This is a genomic window from Mycobacterium sp. IDUB_36, from assembly GCF_055419225.1.
The window spans coordinates 542,746-561,369 of record NZ_JBVAXH010000002.1 but is presented as its reverse complement, the minus strand read 5'-3'; the positions used below and the strand labels follow the sequence as shown (position 1 = coordinate 561,369).

General features: G+C 67.4%; 19 protein-coding genes. 10 read left to right on the top strand and 9 right to left on the bottom strand.

The window, feature by feature from the left end; genetic code table 11:
* Positions 1–17: 17 nt before the first annotated feature.
* Positions 18–530, bottom strand: a complete 513-nt coding sequence (locus ACZYW1_RS20995) for a nitroreductase family deazaflavin-dependent oxidoreductase (RefSeq protein WP_463788393.1) — start codon at positions 528–530, stop codon at positions 18–20.
* A 244-nt stretch (positions 531–774) separates the two neighbouring features.
* Between ACZYW1_RS20995 and ACZYW1_RS20990 the strand changes: the two genes are divergently transcribed.
* Positions 775–1,458: a sensor domain-containing protein gene (locus tag ACZYW1_RS20990; RefSeq protein ID WP_463788392.1), complete on the top strand. Its 684-nt coding sequence runs from the start codon at positions 775–777 to the stop codon at positions 1,456–1,458.
* Between the two features lie 9 nt (positions 1,459–1,467).
* Here the strand turns inward: ACZYW1_RS20990 and ACZYW1_RS20985 are convergent, their stop codons facing one another.
* The 3 genes from ACZYW1_RS20985 to ACZYW1_RS20975 all read right to left on the bottom strand — a co-directional run bounded on the left by ACZYW1_RS20985 (position 1,468) and on the right by ACZYW1_RS20975 (position 4,932).
* Complete coding sequence (locus ACZYW1_RS20985) at positions 1,468–3,060, bottom strand: Na+/H+ antiporter (RefSeq protein WP_463788391.1); 1,593 nt, start codon at positions 3,058–3,060, stop codon at positions 1,468–1,470.
* Between the two features lie 99 nt (positions 3,061–3,159).
* Positions 3,160–4,443 (bottom strand): cytochrome P450, encoded by a 1,284-nt coding sequence (locus ACZYW1_RS20980; RefSeq protein ID WP_463788390.1) that lies wholly within the window; start codon positions 4,441–4,443, stop codon positions 3,160–3,162.
* Between the two features lie 147 nt (positions 4,444–4,590).
* Positions 4,591–4,932 (bottom strand): MmpS family transport accessory protein, encoded by a 342-nt coding sequence (locus ACZYW1_RS20975; RefSeq protein WP_463788389.1) that lies wholly within the window; start codon positions 4,930–4,932, stop codon positions 4,591–4,593.
* 131 nt (positions 4,933–5,063) lie between these two features.
* Between ACZYW1_RS20975 and ACZYW1_RS20970 the strand changes: the two genes are divergently transcribed.
* From ACZYW1_RS20970 to ACZYW1_RS20955, 4 genes are all read left to right on the top strand, one after another.
* On the top strand, positions 5,064–6,086 hold the full coding sequence (locus tag ACZYW1_RS20970) for a catalase family peroxidase (RefSeq protein WP_463788388.1): 1,023 nt from the start codon (positions 5,064–5,066) through the stop codon (positions 6,084–6,086).
* Positions 6,083–6,640 carry a cytochrome b gene (locus ACZYW1_RS20965; RefSeq protein WP_463788387.1) on the top strand — a complete coding sequence of 186 codons (558 nt, stop codon included), beginning with the start codon at positions 6,083–6,085 and terminating at the stop codon, positions 6,638–6,640. Before ACZYW1_RS20970 ends, ACZYW1_RS20965 begins: the two co-directional genes overlap by 4 nt.
* A 34-nt stretch (positions 6,641–6,674) precedes the next feature.
* A complete protein-coding gene (locus ACZYW1_RS20960) occupies positions 6,675–7,748 on the top strand; it encodes an NAD(P)H-dependent amine dehydrogenase family protein (protein ID WP_463788386.1) in 1,074 nt (357 codons plus the stop codon).
* Positions 7,749–7,815: 67 nt separating this feature from the next.
* A complete protein-coding gene (locus ACZYW1_RS20955) occupies positions 7,816–9,522 on the top strand; it encodes an Hsp70 family protein (protein ID WP_463788385.1) in 1,707 nt (568 codons plus the stop codon).
* Here the strand turns inward: ACZYW1_RS20955 and ACZYW1_RS20950 are convergent.
* Positions 9,519–9,887: a hypothetical protein gene (locus ACZYW1_RS20950; protein ID WP_463788384.1), complete on the bottom strand. Its 369-nt coding sequence runs from the start codon at positions 9,885–9,887 to the stop codon at positions 9,519–9,521. The two genes, ACZYW1_RS20955 and ACZYW1_RS20950, sit on opposite strands and share 4 nt — an antisense overlap.
* Positions 9,888–9,992: 105 nt before the next feature.
* Here ACZYW1_RS20950 and ACZYW1_RS20945 point away from each other — a divergent pair, with 105 nt between their 5' ends.
* Entirely contained in the window at positions 9,993–10,709 is a 717-nt protein-coding gene (locus ACZYW1_RS20945) for an SHOCT domain-containing protein (RefSeq protein ID WP_463788383.1), read from the top strand.
* Here the strand turns inward: ACZYW1_RS20945 and ACZYW1_RS20940 are convergent.
* Both ACZYW1_RS20940 and ACZYW1_RS20935 read right to left on the bottom strand, forming a co-directional pair.
* Entirely contained in the window at positions 10,706–11,329 is a 624-nt protein-coding gene (locus ACZYW1_RS20940) for an MBL fold metallo-hydrolase (RefSeq protein WP_463788382.1), read from the bottom strand. The genes ACZYW1_RS20945 and ACZYW1_RS20940 overlap by 4 nt on opposite strands.
* Positions 11,329–12,423, bottom strand: coding sequence for an S-(hydroxymethyl)mycothiol dehydrogenase (locus ACZYW1_RS20935; RefSeq protein ID WP_463788381.1), 1,095 nt, complete (start codon positions 12,421–12,423; stop codon positions 11,329–11,331). The genes ACZYW1_RS20940 and ACZYW1_RS20935 overlap by 1 nt, the downstream gene beginning before the upstream one ends.
* A 52-nt stretch (positions 12,424–12,475) precedes the next feature.
* On the opposite strand from ACZYW1_RS20935, the gene ACZYW1_RS20930 reads away from it, so the two are divergent.
* Together ACZYW1_RS20930 and ACZYW1_RS20925 are read left to right on the top strand one after the other, a co-directional pair.
* The gene (locus ACZYW1_RS20930; RefSeq protein WP_463788380.1) at positions 12,476–13,309 is read left to right on the top strand and encodes a serine hydrolase domain-containing protein; all 834 of its coding nucleotides are present in this window, start codon (positions 12,476–12,478) and stop codon (positions 13,307–13,309) included.
* 120 nt (positions 13,310–13,429) lie between these two features.
* Positions 13,430–13,942 (top strand): DUF3145 domain-containing protein, encoded by a 513-nt coding sequence (locus tag ACZYW1_RS20925; RefSeq protein WP_463788379.1) that lies wholly within the window; start codon positions 13,430–13,432, stop codon positions 13,940–13,942.
* Here ACZYW1_RS20925 and ACZYW1_RS20920 read toward each other — a convergent pair.
* Both ACZYW1_RS20920 and ACZYW1_RS20915 read right to left on the bottom strand, forming a co-directional pair.
* Positions 13,923–14,846: a diacylglycerol kinase gene (locus ACZYW1_RS20920; protein WP_463788378.1), complete on the bottom strand. Its 924-nt coding sequence runs from the start codon at positions 14,844–14,846 to the stop codon at positions 13,923–13,925. The genes ACZYW1_RS20925 and ACZYW1_RS20920 overlap by 20 nt on opposite strands.
* Before the next feature lie 10 nt (positions 14,847–14,856).
* Positions 14,857–16,437, bottom strand: a complete 1,581-nt coding sequence (locus ACZYW1_RS20915; RefSeq protein ID WP_463788819.1) for an FAD-binding oxidoreductase — start codon at positions 16,435–16,437, stop codon at positions 14,857–14,859.
* A gap of 41 nt (positions 16,438–16,478) precedes the next feature.
* Here ACZYW1_RS20915 and ACZYW1_RS20910 point away from each other — a divergent pair, with 41 nt between their 5' ends.
* Positions 16,479–17,042: a TetR/AcrR family transcriptional regulator gene (locus ACZYW1_RS20910; protein ID WP_463788377.1), complete on the top strand. Its 564-nt coding sequence runs from the start codon at positions 16,479–16,481 to the stop codon at positions 17,040–17,042.
* Entirely contained in the window at positions 17,042–18,568 is a 1,527-nt protein-coding gene (locus ACZYW1_RS20905) for a glycerol-3-phosphate dehydrogenase/oxidase (protein WP_463788376.1), read from the top strand. Before ACZYW1_RS20910 ends, ACZYW1_RS20905 begins: the two co-directional genes overlap by 1 nt.
* Positions 18,569–18,624 lie beyond the last annotated feature (56 nt).

Sequence of the window (18,624 nt, the reverse complement as noted above, 5' to 3'; positions counted from 1 at the left end):
CGCACGTCGACGCGCGCTCAGACTGCGGCGGGGAGAAGCCGGAAGATCCTGATCTCCCGGGGAGCGCACCTGGCGCTGTAACGCTCGTAACCGGCGTAGAAGTCCGTCGCCGTGGCCCACGCCGACGCACGGTCGGCGCCGGTGAGCAACTCCGCTCGGTATTGCGCGGGCGACGATTTGAATTCGACCGTGCACTCGGGGTGCGCCTTCAGGTTGGTGCTCCAGGACGGGTGCGAGGGCCGACCGTAGTTCGACCCGATCGCGAGAAGTCCGCCGCCGTCCTCGATCAGCACCAGCGGCTGAGTTCGCGGCAGACCGGATTTCGCACCGGTCGTCGTGACCAGTCCCACGCGGTCGATCCCGGCCGAACTCAGGCGGCCGTTGGTCCGGGGGATCAGGACCTTGTCGATCCGCGGTGCGAGGTGAGCTATGAATTGATAGCCCACCGGGCTCATCAGGGCGCGCTCGAGCGCCACCTCGTGTAGCCGCAACCGGCGCCCGCGGTAGGGGCTTTCGCGGCGTAATGCCATCGGTCGACCGTACTCAGTTCGCGCCGTGGCCGTCTGCCTTTTGCGATCGGGCGCCGATCGGGGATTCCGCAAATCGTTCAGGGGGTATTTGGATTCATTGAGTGGAGCTCAAAAATGGCCAATTTCCCTGGAATCACTGGCCACAACGCACGGTAGAGTTGTCGCGCGGGTTCTGACCGGCAACGCCCACCAAGTGTCATACCGCGGGGCAGGTCGGGGCTACGAGGGGATGGGAACAGAGCAGATGCGCCATTTGGCGGCCACGGTCGGTGTGGCCGGTGTCGGGGTGCTCGTCGCCGGGTGCGGTGGCAGTGAGCACGCCAGCCAAACCTCGACGACGATCACGTCGCTGATCCCGCGGCCGGTGGTCGAGCGCGAACTCGAGTCGTTGCTGCTGGCCCCTGCCCAGGTCAACCCGCTGATGGGTGCGACGGGGATGGCGGTGATCCGCCGGCACGACGCGATGTCCGACGACAGCACCACGATGCAGCCCGCCGAGTGCCTGGCCATCGACGGCTCGGCGCAGACCCAGGTATACGCCACCAGCGGATTCACCGGTGTGCGCGATGTGGAGCTCAACGACGGCGACAGCTTCACCCACTACGCCGAGCAGGCGGTGGTGCTGTTCCCGACCGTCAAACAGGCCCAGGTGTTCTTCGTCGGTTCGGCGCTGCGGTGGCCGTCCTGCCGGCACTACACCCACACCCAGACCCGGACGCAGTGGGACGTCGGACCGATCTCGGACGACAACGACGTGCTGAGCGCGACGTCCACGCAGCAAGAAGCCAAAACCGGCGGGTGGGCCTGCGGCCGGGCGTTGGCGGTCAGGAACAACGTCGTGGTCGACGTCAACACCTGCAGTGCGAACCCGGCAGGCTCGGCCGTCGACATCGCCAATCAGATCGTGGCGAAAGTCGGTTCGCGGTAACGGCTCTGGCTAGTCCGGGCCGGACGGTCCCAGCAGTCGCGCTTCTTCGAGGTCCATCGAGGCCTGCAGTTCGAGCAGGACGATGTCGTCGATGCGGCGCTGGTCGCGAAGCTCGGTGATGGCACGACGTTTGTGTTCGAGGACGCCCAGGCGCACCTGACGGATCAGGTCGCTTTTTGCTTCGGCATCATCCCGCGTCGAGCCGTCGTCGCTGGCCCTGACCAGCGCGGCGTGCTGTTCGAATTCGGCGTGCAGGCGGTCCTGCAGCGCGTCGCTGACCCCGAACTCCTGGGCGACCAGCGGCAGCGCGTCGAGCGCGGCCTGCGCTCCGGCGCACCGCGCGAGCCGCAGCTCTTCGGCGTGGGCAACGTCTTCGGGAATTTTGGCCCAGCGCACGATTGCAGGCAACGTGCTGCCCTGGACCAGCACGGTGGTCAGGATCACGAACGACACCACGAAGATGATCAGGTTGCGGTCGGGGAACGGCGCGCCGCTGTGGGTGGTCAGCGGGACGGCCAGGGCGGCGGCGAGGGAAACCGCGCCGCGGAAACCCGCCCAGCCGGACACCACCCGTTGTCGCCAGTCGATCCGGCGCTCGCGTTGCACCTGACGGCGATCCACCGTCCGGATGAACAGCGTCGTGGCTTCGCCCCAGACGATCCGGGTGGCGACGACGACCAGCGTTACCGCCGCGGCCATCACGACGGCTCGATCAACGCCGCCGTCGATGCGCGAGACACCGCGCACCGCACTGGGTAGCTGCACTCCGACGAACACCCAGAGCGAGCCGTTGATCAGGAACGTCACGATGTCCCAGAACGCGAAGCTGACCAGTCGCGAGCGCGCCCGGATGACCCGCGGGGAGACGTACGCCAGCACCAGCGCAGACACCAGCACGGCGACGACACCACTGCAGTCGAATTCGTTGGCGAGCAGGAATGCGGCGAACGGCGTCAACAGGCTCAGTGCCGCCTCCTCCTGCGGCGCATCGAGACGCTGCCGGGCCAGCGTCACCACGCCACCGACGAACAGGCCGGCCGCGATCCCGCCGAGATAGGACACAATGAAGCGCACGGTCAGGTCCAGCGGACCGACCGGCGCGCCACCCACCGCGACCGACACGGCGACGCCGAACAAGACGAGCGCCGTACCGTCGTTGATGGTGCTCTCGGCTTTCAGCACCGTCAGCGTGCGGCGCGGCAGCCGCTTGGCCAGACCGGCGACGGCGGCGGCGTCAGTCGGGGAGAGCACCGCGCCGAGGACCGAGGCGGCATGCGACTCCATCCCGAAAGCGCGCGCGGTCCATGCCACCGCGATCGCGTTGGCGATCACCAGACCGACGCTGAGCAGGACGATGACGCGCATGTTCGCGCGTATCTCCCGAAAGCTCGTGTTCAGGCTTTCCCAGTACAAAATCGCAGGCAGGAAGAGCAGAAGGACGATTTCGCCGTCGAGCCGAACGTGGCCGAACCGCGGCATCAGGCCCAACAGCGCGCCGAGGCCGATCAGCAACAGCGGAGGGCCCACCCGGTAGCGCCGGCCCAGCACCGTGCCGACGATCACGGTGGCGAAGAGCGTCACGATGACGACGAGCCCGAACATCAGGACATGGTATTCGCCCATGTGCATGCGGCGTCGGAGCCGGGTGCGTGATCAGGCGGTGCGCCAACCACATTCAATCGCCGTACGCGACGAGCCGGCTCAGCGCGGCGGCGTCCATGCGATCGGCAGCGTCTTGATGCCGTGAATGAACGGTGACAGCAAGCGCGCCGGCTCCTCGGTCGCTACGACGTCCGGGATCTGGCGCCGCAGCTCCTCGAACATCACCCTGATTTCGCGGCGGGCCAGGTTGGCACCCAGACAGAAATGTGCGCCGCCACCGCCGAAGCCGACATGCGGATTCGGGTCCCGCGTCACGTCGAACGTCCACGGGTCGGCGAACTTCGACTCGTCGCGGTTGGCCGAGCAGTACCACAGCGTGGCCTTGTCACCGGCGGCCATCGTCGTCCCGTGCATCTCGAAATCGCGCGTGAGCGTGCGCCGCATGTACACCACCGGCGAGGCCCATCGCACGATCTCCTCGACGGCCGTGTGCGACAGCGCGTCGAAGTCGGACCACCACCTCTGGCGCTGCTCGGGATAGCGGGTCAGCGCGACCAGTCCGTGGCTGATCGCGTTGCGGGTGGTCTCGTTGCCGGCCACCGCCAACAGGATGAAGAAGGACGCCACCTCAGCCGACGTCAGCCGCTCGCCGTCGACCTCGGCTTCGACCAGGCTGGTGGTCAGGTCGTCGTGGTGGTTGACCCGGCGGTCCTCGGCCAGCGCGGTGGCGTAGGCGCCGATGTCCATCGAGACGTGCAGGAAGTCATCGAACTCGGTGGTCAGATCGGGGTCGCCGAAACCGAGGATGACGTTGGTCCAGTGGAAGATTTTCTGATGGTCCTCCTCGGGGACGCCCATCATGTCGCAGATGACCTGCAGCGGCAGCGGTCCGGCGAGTTCGGTGACGGCCTCGCCGTTGCCGTCGGGATGGTTGGCGATCAGGTCGGCAACCAGCCGGCGGGCCCGCTCACGCACCGAGGTCTCGATGCGCGACACCACTTTCGGGGTGAACGCCCTGCTGACGATCGAGCGCAGACGCTGGTGTCGCGGATCGTCGAGCACGATCATCGAGCCGAAGTACTCGGAGACTTCCGGCGTTTGGTCGTTGATCGTGATGTTGGGGCTGGAGCTGAAGATCTCGGGGTGCCGGCTGGCGAAGAAGACGTCGTCGAGCTCGGTCAGCGCCCAGTGCCCGGCCCCCTGCTGAAACCCTTCCTGGACCGGCTCCGGCCAGAACGAGATCGGGGCTTCCCGGCGAAGCGTGGCGAATGCGGCGTCGCGCTGATCGTCGTCGAGCGCCCAGAAGTGCCAATCGCCGAGGTGGACATCGGCCAGGGCAAGGTCGGGCGGCGCTGCGCCGTTCTTCCGGATCGCCAGACTCATCTCGGCCGTCCTCGTCGTTGAGTGGGCTGTAGGCGCGAGCTTAAACCGGTTGCGATCGATTCGGGATCCGATCCGATGAGTACGAGCGAATTCGTTTGCCGCGCAGCTACTCCCGCACCTGCGTCGGGTGTGTGCCGGTGACGCCGGTCAGGTCGTGCAGACAGTGCGGGCGGGCGCCCCGTTGGCGGTCGCCTGGTTGACCACCTTGCCGTCGACGCGGATCGTGCAGGTGATCGAGCCGGGGCCCTGCGCGCTGATCACGAACACCCTGCTGCCGACGACGGTGAACTCCGTCTTCCACGGCAGCGGCACGTGGGCCTGCTGCGTCTGGCGGCTCTCGACCTCGTAGGAGACGTAGTCGGCGATCGGAGCGCTGCCGCTCAACTCGTAGGTCACCTTGGTCGGCGGGTCGGCCTGCGCCGGTGCCCCGACGCCCACCGTGGCCCCGAACGCGGTCAGGGCCGCGACAAAGAACGCCTTGCTGGTCATCCCGGGATCGTGTCATTCACGCCGACCGGATGGGTCGGTTTTCGGGGTTCTTTTCTCAAATCGAGTTCCGATGTGCCGCGGTCGAACCGATGCCCAAGAATCGTCGTGAAGCAACTGAGAGGAGCTATGCGATGGCCGAATCACCCGCGCGGCGTGACGTACTGCGCGGCGCCGCGGCGGTGGGCGCCTTCCTGGCACTCGACCTCGCCGCGTTGCTGGCCGCGAACAACCGGCTGGGGCCGGTGCGGTTGAGTCCGCAGACCTTCCTGGACGGATTCGCGAAGGTCTTCGGCCGCCAACCCGGTTTCCGCAAGAACCACGCGAAGGGCGTGACCGTGACCGGGTGGTTCGACAGCAACGGCAACGCCGGCGCGCTGTCGGTCGCGGCGGTCTTCGCGCCGGGGCGGACGCCGGTGGTCGGTCGGTTCTCGCTCGCCGGCGGCAATCCACACATCGCCGACACCGGCACTGCGGTCCGCGGCCTCGGGCTGGCCTTTGGTTTTCCGGGCAGCCGGCAGTGGCGGATCGCGACCATCAACATGCCTGTCTTTCTGGACAATTCGCCGCAGGGTTTCTACGACCGGCTGATCGCCTCGGCCACGGTACCCGGTACCGGCAAGCCCGACCCCCAGGCGATGTCGACGTTCCTCGCGGATCACCCGGAAACCGTGCGGGCCATGGCAATTGTTCGCCAGCATCCCCCGACCGTCGGCTTCGCCGACAGCGTCTTCAACGGGCTGAACGCCTTCTACCTCGTGAACGAGTCCGGCACGCGGGTTCCGGTCCGCTGGTCGCTGGACCCGCTGCAATCCGCTCTGCCGCCGGCGTCCGGGCCGGACGGGTGGTTCGATCCGCTGACCCGTCAACTGCGCTCCGGGCCGCTGCGCTGGCGTTTGATCCTCACACTCGGCGGGCCCGACGATCCGACTCACGACGCGACCGTCGCGTGGCCCGCCGACCGACGCACGGTCGACGCCGGAGTGCTGACGCTCGACTCCGTCCACCCCGAAGCCAGGGGCAACGCCCGCGACATCAATTTCGATCCGCTGGTGCTGCCGCCGGGCATCGAGGCGTCCGACGATCCGCTGCTGAGCGCACGGTCCGCGGTGTACGCCGCCTCCTACCGCCGCCGAACCGGGGAGAACACGATATGACCGAACCCAACCAATTCACTCGACTGAGCAGGGTCCTGCATTGGCTGACCGCGGCTCTGGTGTTCGCCGCACTGTTCATCGGTTTCGTGATGGTGAACTCGGTGGGCTCGCGCGCCCAGCTGATCCTGGTGCACAAGACGCTGGGCGTGCTGATCCTGGTGGTCATGGTCGTGCGGGTGGTCAATCGGGTGACCCATCACCCGCCGGCCTGGCCACCGACGATCGGGGCGTTGGAGGGCAGACTCGTGGGGCTTTCCGAGAAGCTGCTGTACGCGTTGCTGTTGCTGCAGCCACTGGTCGGTCGGGCGATGATCTCGGCAGCCGGGGGACCGGTCGCCGTCTTCGGGGCGCTGTACCTGCCCAGGATCGCGCCGTTCGATGCGCAGCTCTATTGGATTCTGCGACAAGCGCATTCGCTGATCGCTTACACGCTGACAGCGGTGATCGCCGCGCACATCTCCGCAGTGCTGCTGCACACGCTCACGGTGCGCGACCGACTGCTCGAGCGAATGACTTTCCGGTTTCGGAGGAAGGCCGACCGCAGCCGCGCCTAGGGTGAACCGGGGCTCGTCGATCGAAAGGTGACGGATGGCTAAGCGCGTGGTGGTGTGGGGTACCGGCTTCGTCGGCAAGATGGTGATCGCCGAAATCGTCAAACACCCGGAGTTCGACCTCGTCGGTGTCGGTGTCAGCAACCCGAAGAAAGTCGGCCACGACGTCGGCGAGATCTGCGGCCTCGCCGGGCCGATCGGCGTGACCGCCACCGACGACATCGACGCGCTGATCGCGCTGAAGCCCGACGCCCTGGTGCATTACGGCCCGACCGCCGCGCACGCCGACACCAACATCGCAGTGATGACCCGGTTCCTTCGGGCGGGCATCGACGTCGTCTCGACGTCCATGACGCCCTGGGTGTGGCCGACGATGCATCTCAACCCGCCGAACTGGATCCAGCCGATCACCGAGGCGTGCGAGCTCGGCGAGTCGTCGTGCTTCACCACCGGCATCGACCCGGGGTTCGCCAACGACCTGTTCCCGATGACGCTGATGGGTCTGTGTTCGGAGGTCCGGACGGTCCGGGCGTCCGAGTTGCTCGACTACACCAACTACGAGGGCGACTACGAAGTCGAGATGGGCATCGGTCGCGAGCCCGACTTCCGCCCCATGCTGGAGAACCGGGAGGTGCTGATCTTCGCGTGGGGCGGCACCGTCCCGATGATCGCCCACGCCGCCGGCATCATGCTCGACGAGATCACCACGACCTGGGACAAATGGGTGACCCCCAACGAGCGCAAGACCGCCAAAGGCGTCATCCCTGCGGGTCACGTGGCCGCGGTGCGGTTCACCATCAATGGTGTGTACCAGGGCCAGACCCGGATTCAGCTCGAACACGTCAACCGCATCGGGCTCGACGCGGCGCCGGACTGGCCGGCAGGCACCAAGGACGATGTCTATCGCGTCGACATCGACGGCACCCCCAGCATCTCGCAGGAAACCGCGTTCCGGTTCACCGACGGATCTGGCCGAGACGCGGCCGCGGCCGGCTGCCTGGCCACCGGGATGCGGGCACTCAACGCGGTTCCGGCTGTCAACGACCTCCCGCCGGGGTGGGTCACGGCCCTGGATCTGCCGCTGATTGCGGGTGTCGGCACCATCCGCTGAACGACGCGGCTGCCGACTCGGCCCGGAATAGCCGATAAGTTGGTGCTGATGCGCGCAAAGAGACGACATGGCTGACGGTGAACGTTCGGCACTAGGCCTTTCGGTGGGGGCCACCAACCTGGCGGCGGTCACCGCTGACCGGGCGGTGACCCGAAAACCGGTACTCACCCTCTATCGGCAGCGTCCGCCCGAGGTCGGGGTGCCCTCGGAGAATCCGAAGCTCAACGAGCCCGGCCTGGTCATCACCGACTTCGTCGACCGGGTGGGCGACCCGGCCGGAATCGCCGCCGCCGACAACACCACCCATCGCAGCGAGACGTTGATCGCCGACGCCCTGCGCGCGCTGGCGTACACCGCGACCGACGGACGCGAAGTGCCGGACGCCGTCGCTGTCACCCATCCCGCGCACTGGGACGCGGCCACGGTGAACGCGGTGCGGGTGGCGTTGAGCCGGGTATCGGAGTGGTCACGCGGCCGACTCGTACTGATGCCCGATTCCGCGGCCGCATTGTTCGCGCTGCACGCCAACCCGGGAATCCCCAGCTCCGGGATTGTCGCGGTGTGCGACTTCGGTGGTTCCGGCACCACGCTGAGCCTCCTGGATGCCGCGGACGGCTACCAGGCCATCGCGCCGGCCGTCCGGTACACCGAGTTCTCCGGGGACCGGCTGGACCAGGCCCTGCTGACCCACGTCGTCGACGATCTCTCGGCCGCAGGCTCATTCGACACATCGGCCACCTCGGCGATCGGCTCGCTGCAGCAATTGCGGAGCGCGTGCCGGTACGCCAAAGAACGACTCTCGTCGGCGAATGACGCCGAGTTGAACGCTGAGGTGCCGGGCTATCACGGCGAGATTCGGCTGACCCGAGACGAACTCGAGGACACCATCCGCCAGCCGTTGGACGGATTCGTCGGTTTCTTCCATGAGGTGTTGGAGCGCAACGGAATTGGCTTGGGCGACCTGGCCGCGGTGGCATCGGTGGGCGGTGGCGCCAGCATTCCGCTGGTGACCAGAACGCTGTCGGAACAGTCGGGTGCGCTGGTGATATCCGCACCGCGGCCGCACCTGACCGCCGCCGTGGGCGCGGCACTACGCGCGGCGCACGGCGCGAGCGACGAGTCCACCTCGCTGGCGCCGACAGCTCTGGGATCGGTCAGCGACGCGACGATGATTTCCGAGCTGCCGGTGGAGCCCGCGGCCGCGCCGGCGTTGGCCTGGTCGGAGGCCGACGACGATTCCGGGATCATGCCGATTCGTCCCGGCGAATACGATGACGAACCTCGCGACGGCGGACGGGCATCGCTACGCGCACGAATAAGGCCGGAACCGGCCGAGGCCCCCGATGTTTACGACGCCAGCCCCGACCCGTGGTACCGACGTCCGCTGGTGGTGGCCATCGGCACCGCGCTGGCCGTGCTTGCCATCGGGGCCGGGGTAATGATCACGCTGCGCCATTCCACCAGCACAACCCCGTCGACTCCGTCGCCGAGCGTGAGCACGACACCCGCTTCATCGGTGCAGTCACCGTCGGAGAGCACCGCCACCGAAGGGCCGACGTCCGTCGCACCGCCGCCTTCGCAGCCCGACACCAGTACGTCCACGTCGAGCCAACCGCCGACGACGACAACCGAGAGTTCGACCGCGACGACAACAACGACCACAACGACGACCACCACCCCGTCACAGGGGCCGGAGCGGCCGGATCGCCCTCGATTCCCCAGGCGTCCCGGCGACCGGCTGTTTCCGGAGCCCGGACCAGGGGGAGGGCGCTAGCCGGCGTCCTGCTTCTCGTCGGTTTCGGCCTTGCTGTCGCTGTCGGAGGCCCCGTCAGCGTCCTTATCGGCGTCCTTGTTTTCGTCTTTGTTCTCGTCTTGGCCGAACTTGGGGTTTCCGTCGTCGTCGAGCCATTCGTTGACCGCCACGCCGGTGATCGTGCCGTCGGTGCCGGGTAGCACCGCGGTCTCACGGTCGTCGTTGTAGGCCTCCTGCATCTCCTCGACCTGCTTCTTGCCCTCGTCGCTCAAATCGTCGGGGTCGGGGGCTTCCTGCTGATCGTCGCCCGATGTCTGATCGTGGTCGTCGGCCGATTTCTGGTCTTGGTCGTCGCTGGATTCCTGATCTGTTTTTTCCGCGCTCATGACTCTCCGTCCCTCGTTGCGACCCTTTGGCGCTTCGCGACGACTACCCGATGCGGCGCTGCCCAAACTGCGCGAGGTGGCATCGGGCTCTGCCAGGCTGCGTGGGTGAGCAGCAGGAGGGTCGCCAAGGTGTCGCTCGCCGCCGGCATCGCGCTGATGATCGCATCGGGCGTCGGATTCATTGCGACCCTCGTCCTGGGCGCATTCGTCCTGGACAAATACAACGCTTACGGCGAGGTGCCGATCCCGGGCACCGGCAAGGTGCATCTGCCCGCGGGTGAGGCCACCGTCAGCTTCCATACGGTGACGCTCGGCAGTTCGTCCGGCGGCGGGCTGCCGGTGCCCCATCTCATCCTGGACGTCGACCCGCCCGCGGGCGTCGCCGATCCGAAAGTCACCGAGAACGTCGGCGGATCAACCTCGGTCAACAACGATATTCACCGCCGGGTCTGGATGGTGCAGATCCCGGTCGACGGCGACTACATCATCACCACCAGCGGGGACATCAACGGATACATCAATCCGCGGATGGCTTTCGGCTACGACAGCGACTCCGACGGCGCGTGGCTGGGTATCGCCGCCGGGTTGTTCGTCGTCGGCCTCGCCGGCACCGTCAGCTCCTCGGTGTGGCTGTCCCGCGCCAGACGGGCGGACCCGACGCCCTGGCAGGTGACAGCGCCGGCTGTCGACGGGCCCGTCGTCGTCCACTCCGACCAGGGAGTGAAGATCGAGCAGCTGAAAACGCTTGCCGCGCTGCGCGATTCGGGGGCTCTGACGGAGAAGGAATTCCAGGCCGAAAAACGCCGGGTACTCGACGGCTAGTGGCCGCGGGCGACCCATTCGTCGTAGTGCACGATCTCGTCGCCGATGCTGGTGGTGTCACCGTGGCCGGTGTAGACGACGGTGTCACCGGGAAGGCTGCCCAGCCGGCCGGAGATCGATTGCAGGATCGTCGGGAAGTCGGAGAACGACCGCCCGGTGGCGCCGGGCCCGCCGGAGAACAGCGTGTCACCGCTGAACACCGCGCTCAACTCGGGGGCGTACCAGCAGACCGATCCGGGTGAGTGTCCCGGTGTGTGCAGCGCGTGCAGCTCGAGTCCGGCGACGGTCAGCTTCTCCTCGTCGGACACTGTGCGAAAGCTCTTGTCCGGATGCGTCATCTGCCACAACACGTCGTCGGCGGGATGCAGCAGTACCGGCGCATCGAGTGCCTCACCGAGCTCGGGTGCGACGGTCACATGATCGTTGTGGCCGTGGGTGCAGACCACCGCGACCACGTTGCGGCCGCGGACCGCGTCGAGGATCGGCTGGGCAGTGTGTGCGGCGTCGAACACCACCACGTCGGAGTCGTCGCCGACCAGCCAGATGTTGTTGTCGACTTCCCAACTGCCGCCGTCGAGTTCGAAGGTGCCGTGGGTGACGATGCGTTCGATGCTGCCCATTACAGGATCACCACCGAGCGCAGCACCTTGCCGCCGTGCATCTTGTGGAAGGCCTCCTCGACGTCGTCGAGGCCGATGCGTTCGGAGACGAATTTCTCCAGCGGAAGTCGGCCTTGCAGATAGAGATCGACCAGGGTGGGGAAGTCGCGTTCGGGCAGGCAGTCGCCGTACCACGACGACTTCAATGAGCCGCCGTGGGAGAAGAAATCGATCAGCGGCATCTCGAGTTTCATGTCGGGTGTCGGAACTCCCACCAGCACAACGGTTCCGGCCAGGTCGCGAGCGTAGAACGCCTGCTTCCAGGTTTCCGGCCGTCCCACCGCGTCGATGACCACGTTGGCGCCGAATCCGTCGGTGAGATCTTGGACGGCCTCGACGAGATCGTCTTCGGCGAGGTCGGCACTGTTGACCGTGTCGGTGGCGCCGAATTCGCGGGCCCACTCCAGCTTGGAGTCGTCGGTGTCGATCGCAATGATCCGCCGCGCACCGACCAGCGCCGCGCCGGCGATCGCCGCATCACCGACGCCGCCGCAGCCGATCACCGCCACGGTGTCGTCGCGGGTGAGCGCTGCGGTGTTGATCGCCGCACCGAGGCCGGCCATCACGCCGCACCCCAGCAGTCCCACGACGGCAGGATCGGCGTCGGGGTTGACCTTGGTGCACTGTCCGGCGGCCACCAGTGTCTTGTCGGCGAACGCGCCGATACCCAGTGCCGGGGTTAGTTCGGTGCCGTCGGTGAGCGTCATCTTCTGCTCGGCATTGAAGGTGTCGAAGCACAGGTGTGGGCGCCCGCGCTTGCAGGCCCGGCACTGGCCGCACACCGCACGCCAGTTCAGCACCACGAAATCGCCTGGCTCGACCGCGGTTACGCCGTCCCCGATCGCTTCGACGGTGCCCGCGGCCTCATGGCCCAGCAGGAACGGGAACTCGTCGTTGATGCCGCCCTCGCGATAGGTCAGGTCGGTGTGGCACACCCCGCACGCGGTGATGTCGACGACGACCTCGCCCGGGCCAGGGTCGGGGATGACGATGTCGACCACTTCAACCGGCTCGCCTTTTTTCCGTGAGATCACTCCACGCACTGTCTGGCTCATGGGCTTCAACCTATCGCTTGGTCGGTGGCCGCATCGGGCTAGGCTCTGCGCGATGGCCGGACTTCCCGCACTCCACGCACTCGACGACTGGCCGGTGTCGAACGCGGCCGCCGCGGTGATCGGTCGGTCGGCAGTGCTGGCCACCTACGGCGACACCGCGCGGGAATTCGTACTCGCATCGGTGACCAAGCCGCTGGTTGCGCGCGCCGTGCAGGTCGCCGTCGAAGAGGGCGCGGTGGAGTTGGACACCGCGGCCGGGCCACCCGGATCGACTGTGCGGCACCTGCTGGCCCACGCGTCCGGGCTGGCGATGCTCGACGACAAGACACTCGCCCGGCCCGGCGCCCGCCGGATCTACTCGAACTATGGCTTCGCGGTGCTGGCCGAGACCGTCCAGCATGCGTCGGGTATCGAGTTCGGCCGCTACCTCGACGAGGCTGTGCTGCAACCGCTGGGAATGACCGCGACCCGGCTGCCCGGCGGCGCACCGACCGCTGGCTACGGCGCGACGTCGACGGTCGCCGATCTCGCGGCCTTCGCCGCCGACCTGCTGTCACCGACCACCGTGTCACCGGACATGCACGCCCAGGCGACCAGCGTGCAGTTTCCCGGTCTCGGCGGCGTCCTGCCCGGTTACGGGGTGCAGCGACCCAACGATTGGGGACTCGGCTTCGAGATCCGTGACTCGAAATCACCGCATTGGACGGGTGCCCACAACTCGCCGGGAAGTTACGGTCACTTCGGCCAATCAGGCACCCTGATCTGGGCAGATCCCGCAGCAGGGCTGGCCCTGGTGGTGCTCACCGACCGCGATTTCGGCGATTGGGCGCTGCCGCTGTGGCCGGCCATTTCTGACAGTGTGCTGAGCACCTACAACTCGGACTAGCGCAACACAGGCCTCACAAGGCACAATAGACACGCAAGGCACATCAATTGTTATAACGCTCGTTCGGAAACACCAGGTCGTTGGGGAAGACGTCCCTCGTGGAGCCGAAGGAGCAACAAGATGCGTGCGTCGAACCAGTTCGCCGACGTGACCACCGGTGTGGTGTACGTCCACGCCTCGCCCGCCGCGGTATGTCCGCATGTCGAGTGGGCGTTGTCGTCGACTCTGGGATCCAAGGCCAACCTCAAGTGGACGGCGCAACCCGCGATGCCGGGACAATTGCGCGCGGTCACCAATTGGGTCGGGCCGGTAGGCACCGGCGCCCGGTTGGCCAGTGCCCTTCGATCCTGGTCGGTGCTGCGATTCGAGATCACCGAGGACCCGAGCGCCGGTGTCGACGGGCACCGGTATTGCCACACCCCGCAGCTGGGTCTGTGGAACGGGCCGATGAGTGCCAACGGCGACGTGATGATCGGCGAGATGCGGTTGCGCACGATGATGGCGGCCGGCGCCGACGCACTCGCCGCCGAGCTGGATTCGGCGCTCGGCACCGCATGGGACGAGGCGCTCGAGGCCTACCGCGACGGCGGCGACGGCGCAGAAGTGTCGTGGCTCAACCGTGGGGTCGGCTAGGCCGCCGCAAGACCTGCAGCGCGCCCGGATCCGCGGCGATCTGAGCCGGCAGCGCACACGCGAAATCACCGTCGGCATAAGCATTGATGCCCGGTGACTCGACGTCCACGGTGGTCACCCGCGCGGTGGTCACCTCGTCCAGATCGACATGGGTGCCCTTGTAGACGGTGGGGAAGAGGCGGATCAGCCTGGTCCGCGAAGCGGAATTGACCATGGTGATGTCGAGTAGCCCGTCGGTCGGATCGGCGTTGGGGCACACCAGCATTCCGCCGCCGTAGCTGCGGGTGTTGCCGAACGCGGCCAGCGTCAGGTCGGTGTTGATCTCATCGCGGCCGTCGAGGACCAGCCGGAAAGGCAGCAACCGCAACTGCGACAACTCGGCAAGCATGGCGAGGTTGTAGCGCATCCGGCCACGCGGCCACCGCATCCGGTTGGCCCGATCGGTGACCAGCGAATCGAACCCGGCCGCGGCCACGGTGCCGAAATACTTGGTGTGACCGCCGCGGTCTCGAATCTTGCCCAGGTCGGTGGTTTCGGTCCAGCCGTCGGCGACGATGTCCGCGGCGGCCACCGGATCCTTTGTCGGCAGGCCGAATTCGCGGGCATGGTCGTTGCCGGTGCCGGCCGGGACGATGCCCAGCGGAATGTCGGTGTGCGCAAGCACTTGCAGCGCGTCGGCGATCACCCCGTCGCCGCCGACGACCACCACTGCGTCGGGCCCGTCGTCGACCGCGGTGTGCAACAGGCGGCGAGCGTGGTCGGCGTCGCTGCCGACGATGGCCACCACGTCGACACCCCGCTGTTGCAGTCGTGCGACGGCCTTCTCGGCGGCGTGCGGCGCGTTGCCGTGGCCGGATGCCGGATTGGTCAGTACCGTCACTCGACCGATCTGGCGGCCCGTCACGCTGGGCTACTCACGGGATCAGCTTGCCCGGATTGAGGATTCCCGCCGGGTCGAGTGTCGCCTTGACCGCACGTAACACCTGGACACCGAGGTCGCCGACCTCGTCGGCCATCCACGGGCGGTGGTCGGCGCCGACAGCGTGATGGTGGGTGATGGTCGCGCCGGCCGCCACGATCGCATTGCTCGCGGCTGCCTTGGCCGCCCGCCACTGATCGATCGGGTTGCCGCGTTGCCCGGCGACAACGGTGAAGTACAGCGAGGCGCCGGTGGCATACACATGCGAAATGTGGCACAGCACCAGTGCGGGCGTGCCGGTTTCGGCCAGCGCAGTCGTCAGCGCCTCGGTGACAGCGGCTTTCAGAGTGGGCACGTTGGACCAATCGGTGGCTGTCTCGAGGGTCTCGCAGAGTGCGCTGTTGGCCAGCAGGGCGTCGCGCAGATAGGGCGCGCCGAACCGGCCACGCTCCCAGGCCTTGGCGGGCTCCTCGCCGAGCGAGGTGCCACCTTCGGCGGCCATCAGGGCGCGGGTTTCGGCGTGCCGGCTGTCGGCGTGCGCCTCGGTGCCCTCGAAGACGGTGATCGCCAGGCAACCGCCGGTGACCTTTGTGTCGCCGATGGTTTCGGTGGTGGCCAGGTTGACCCCGGTCTCAGCCTCGTCGGACAGCCGGATCACCGTGGGGCCGGCGCCGGTCTGCGTGACCGAGCGCAAAGCCGCTGTGCCGGTGGCGAAGTCGGGAAACGACCAGGCTTCGTAGCGGGTGGCCTGCGGCGCCGGGTGGACGGCCACCCGCACCCGGGTGATGACGCCGAACACGCCTTCCGAGCCGATGACCAGTTGACGCAGATCCGGGCCTGCCGCCGACTGCGGAGCGCGTCCGAGATCGAGCACCCCGGCGGGCGTGATCACCCGCAACCCGCGGATCATGTCGTCGAATCGGCCGTAGCCCGCCGAGTCCTGTCCTGAGGAGCGGGTCGCAGCGAAGCCGCCGAGGCTGGCGAATTCGAAACTCTGCGGGAAATGCCCCAGCGAAAAGCCATGTGCATCAAGCAGTTTCTCGGCCTGCGGCCCGGTGACTCCGGCGCCGAACTCCGCCTCGCCGGATACCTCGTCGAAGGACACCAGTTGGTCGAAGCGGCGCAGATCCAGCGACAATGCCGCGGCGAAATCACCGCGGATCGGGTCGAGTCCGCCGACCACACTGGTTCCGCCGCCGAACGGGACCACTGCAATGCCGTGCTGCGAGCAATACCGCAGGATTGCGGCGACCTCGTCCTCAGAGCCAGGCAGCAGAACCGCATCGGGAGCGTCTTGAACACCGGAGTCCTTGCGCCGCAACAAGTCCAGCGTCGACTTTCCACCCGCGCGCAGCAGGCGGTCCCGATTGCCGACGCGGCAGTGATCCGCGCCGACGATCGCCGCCAGCGCCTCGTGGTCCCCCGGCGTCAACGCCGACGGCCGCAGCCGCACCTGGTCGACGTCGAGCTCGTCCTCGGAGGACCCGGTCACGCCCAGCGCCTGGGCCAACAGGGTGCGGATTCCGTCCGACAGCGGTTTGGCGTGGCCGGGATCGCCCCAGGCATTCCACTTCATCGGGGGTAGCAAGTCGGCTGACATGCGTTACAGTATTACACATGCTGTCAATCAGTAATGAGTCGGTGGATGATCGCATCCTTGCGTCCGCTGCCAGCTGCGTCGTCGACTTCGGCGTCGAGCGTGTGACGCTGGCCGAGATCGCCCGCCGCGCCGGGGTGAGTCGCCCTACGGTGTACCGCCGGTGGCCAGACACCCGCTCGGTGCTGGCCGCGTTGCTGACCAGCCACATCACCGAGGCGGTCGCCGAAGTTCCGGTGCGGGGCCGCGGACGTGCGGCGATCGTAGAGCGGGTGGTCGGGGTGGCCGAACGATTACGCGGCGACCACCTCGTGATGGCGGTGCTGCGCTCGGAGTTGGCGTTGGTCTACATCGCGCAACGGCTGGGCAGCAGCCAGCACATGCTGATCGACGCACTGGCCAAAGATCTGCGGACGGCGCAATACGACGGCGGTGTGCGCGCGGGTGATCCGCGCCGAATGGCCGCGATGGTGCTGCTGATCACCCAGTCCACCATCCAGTCGGCGCAGATCGTCGAGCCGATCCTGGATGCCGACGCGCTGGCCGAAGAACTCGCCCACTCGCTGAATGGATACCTGGCCTGATGTCGACTGCCTTGAACGCCGCGCGGCGCAACGCCGACCTGTCCGCGCTGGCCGACGGTGCTCCCACCGACGTCGTCGTGATCGGCGGCGGGATCACCGGCGTCGGCATCGCGCTGGACGCGGCGTCGCGCGGCCTGCGGGTGACCCTGGTGGAAAAGCACGACCTCGCCTTCGGGACCAGTCGATGGAGTTCCAAGCTGGTACACGGCGGCTTGCGCTACCTGGCCACCGGCAATGTCGGCATCGCCCGGCGCAGCGCGGTCGAACGCGGAATTCTGATGACCCGCAACGCTCCTCACCTGGTCCGGGCGATGCCGCAGCTGGTGCCTCTGCTGCCGTCGATGAGTCGGGCTAACCGGGCGCTGGTCCGCGTCGGGTTCCTGGCCGGTGATGTGCTGCGCAGGTCCGCCGGCACGCCCGGATCCGTTCTACCCGGCTCACAACGCGTTTCGGCTCGGCGCGCCATCGACCTGGCGCCGGCGGTGCGGCGCGACGGGTTGGACGGCGGCCTGCTGGCCTACGACGGTCAGCTGATCGACGACGCCCGGCTGGTGACCGCCGTCGCACGAACCGCGGCACAGTTCGGCGCTCGAATCTTGACTTACGTCACGGCATCTCAGGCCACCGGCTCGTCGGTGCACCTGACCGATGAACGGACCGGCGAATCGTTCGACATCGCCGCGCGCGCCGTCATCAATGCCACCGGTGTGTGGGCGGGAGAGGTGGATGCGGCGCTGAAGCTGCGGCCGAGTCGCGGCACCCACCTCGTCTTCGACGCCGCGACCTTCGGAAATCCCACCGCCGCGCTCACCATTCCGATACCCGGTGAGCTCAACCGGTTCGTCTTCGCGATGCCTGAACAACTCGGACGGATCTACCTCGGGCTGACCGACGAGGAGTCGCCCGGGCCCATTCCCGATGTGCCGCAACCGACCTCGGGGGAGGTCAGCTTTCTGCTCGACGTGGTGAACACCGCGCTGGACATCACGCTGACCAACGACGACATCATCGGGTCTTACGCCGGTCTGCGGCCGTTGATCGACACGGGCGCCGGTCACACCGCCGACGTGTCACGTGACCACGCCGTCGTCGAGTCGGCCTCCGGCGTGCTCAGCGTGATCGGCGGCAAGCTCACCGAATACCGGCACATGGCCCAAGATGTGCTCGACCGCGCCATCGAATCGCGCAATCTCGAGGCGACCGAGTGCCGGACCCGAGACCTACCATTGGTGGGCGCTTCGCGAAATCCCGGATCCGCGACCGCGCCGATGGCCGGGCTGCCCGAGTCGCTGGTCCTGCGGTACGGAGCCGAGGCCGCGAACGTGATGGCCACGGCGACCTGCGAGCGGCCCGCCGATCCGGTGGGCGACGACATCGATGTGACACGAGCCGAATTCGAGTACGCCGTCACTCACGAGGGCGCGTTGACCGTCGACGACATCGTCGATCGCCGCACCCGGATCGGATTGGTGGCCGCGGATCGCGAGCGTGTCGTCAGCGCGGCCGAAGAAATGCTGCAAGCGTAACGCCACGGCGTGAATCCACGAGAAAATTCACCGTGGCGTTCCGCTCGCGCGGCTAC

What these genes read in the sequence shown, in the direction of transcription:
- ACZYW1_RS20995 (WP_463788393.1), bottom strand. Translation starts at nt 530, where the DNA reads ATGGCATTACGCCGCGAAAGCCCCTACCGCGGGCGCCGGTTGCGGCTA.
- ACZYW1_RS20990 (WP_463788392.1), top strand. Translation starts at nt 775, where the DNA reads ATGCGCCATTTGGCGGCCACGGTCGGTGTGGCCGGTGTCGGGGTGCTC.
- ACZYW1_RS20985 (WP_463788391.1), bottom strand. Translation starts at nt 3,060, where the DNA reads ATGTTCGGGCTCGTCGTCATCGTGACGCTCTTCGCCACCGTGATCGTC.
- ACZYW1_RS20980 (WP_463788390.1), bottom strand. Translation starts at nt 4,443, where the DNA reads ATGAGTCTGGCGATCCGGAAGAACGGCGCAGCGCCGCCCGACCTTGCC.
- ACZYW1_RS20975 (WP_463788389.1), bottom strand. Translation starts at nt 4,932, where the DNA reads ATGACCAGCAAGGCGTTCTTTGTCGCGGCCCTGACCGCGTTCGGGGCC.
- ACZYW1_RS20970 (WP_463788388.1), top strand. Translation starts at nt 5,064, where the DNA reads ATGGCCGAATCACCCGCGCGGCGTGACGTACTGCGCGGCGCCGCGGCG.
- ACZYW1_RS20965 (WP_463788387.1), top strand. Translation starts at nt 6,083, where the DNA reads ATGACCGAACCCAACCAATTCACTCGACTGAGCAGGGTCCTGCATTGG.
- ACZYW1_RS20960 (WP_463788386.1), top strand. Translation starts at nt 6,675, where the DNA reads ATGGCTAAGCGCGTGGTGGTGTGGGGTACCGGCTTCGTCGGCAAGATG.
- ACZYW1_RS20955 (WP_463788385.1), top strand. Translation starts at nt 7,816, where the DNA reads ATGGCTGACGGTGAACGTTCGGCACTAGGCCTTTCGGTGGGGGCCACC.
- ACZYW1_RS20950 (WP_463788384.1), bottom strand. Translation starts at nt 9,887, where the DNA reads ATGAGCGCGGAAAAAACAGATCAGGAATCCAGCGACGACCAAGACCAG.
- ACZYW1_RS20940 (WP_463788382.1), bottom strand. Translation starts at nt 11,329, where the DNA reads ATGGGCAGCATCGAACGCATCGTCACCCACGGCACCTTCGAACTCGAC.
- ACZYW1_RS20935 (WP_463788381.1), bottom strand. Translation starts at nt 12,423, where the DNA reads ATGAGCCAGACAGTGCGTGGAGTGATCTCACGGAAAAAAGGCGAGCCG.
- ACZYW1_RS20930 (WP_463788380.1), top strand. Translation starts at nt 12,476, where the DNA reads ATGGCCGGACTTCCCGCACTCCACGCACTCGACGACTGGCCGGTGTCG.
- ACZYW1_RS20925 (WP_463788379.1), top strand. Translation starts at nt 13,430, where the DNA reads ATGCGTGCGTCGAACCAGTTCGCCGACGTGACCACCGGTGTGGTGTAC.
- ACZYW1_RS20915 (WP_463788819.1), bottom strand. Translation starts at nt 16,437, where the DNA reads ATGAAGTGGAATGCCTGGGGCGATCCCGGCCACGCCAAACCGCTGTCG.
- ACZYW1_RS20910 (WP_463788377.1), top strand. Translation starts at nt 16,479, where the DNA reads ATGCTGTCAATCAGTAATGAGTCGGTGGATGATCGCATCCTTGCGTCC.
- ACZYW1_RS20905 (WP_463788376.1), top strand. Translation starts at nt 17,042, where the DNA reads ATGTCGACTGCCTTGAACGCCGCGCGGCGCAACGCCGACCTGTCCGCG.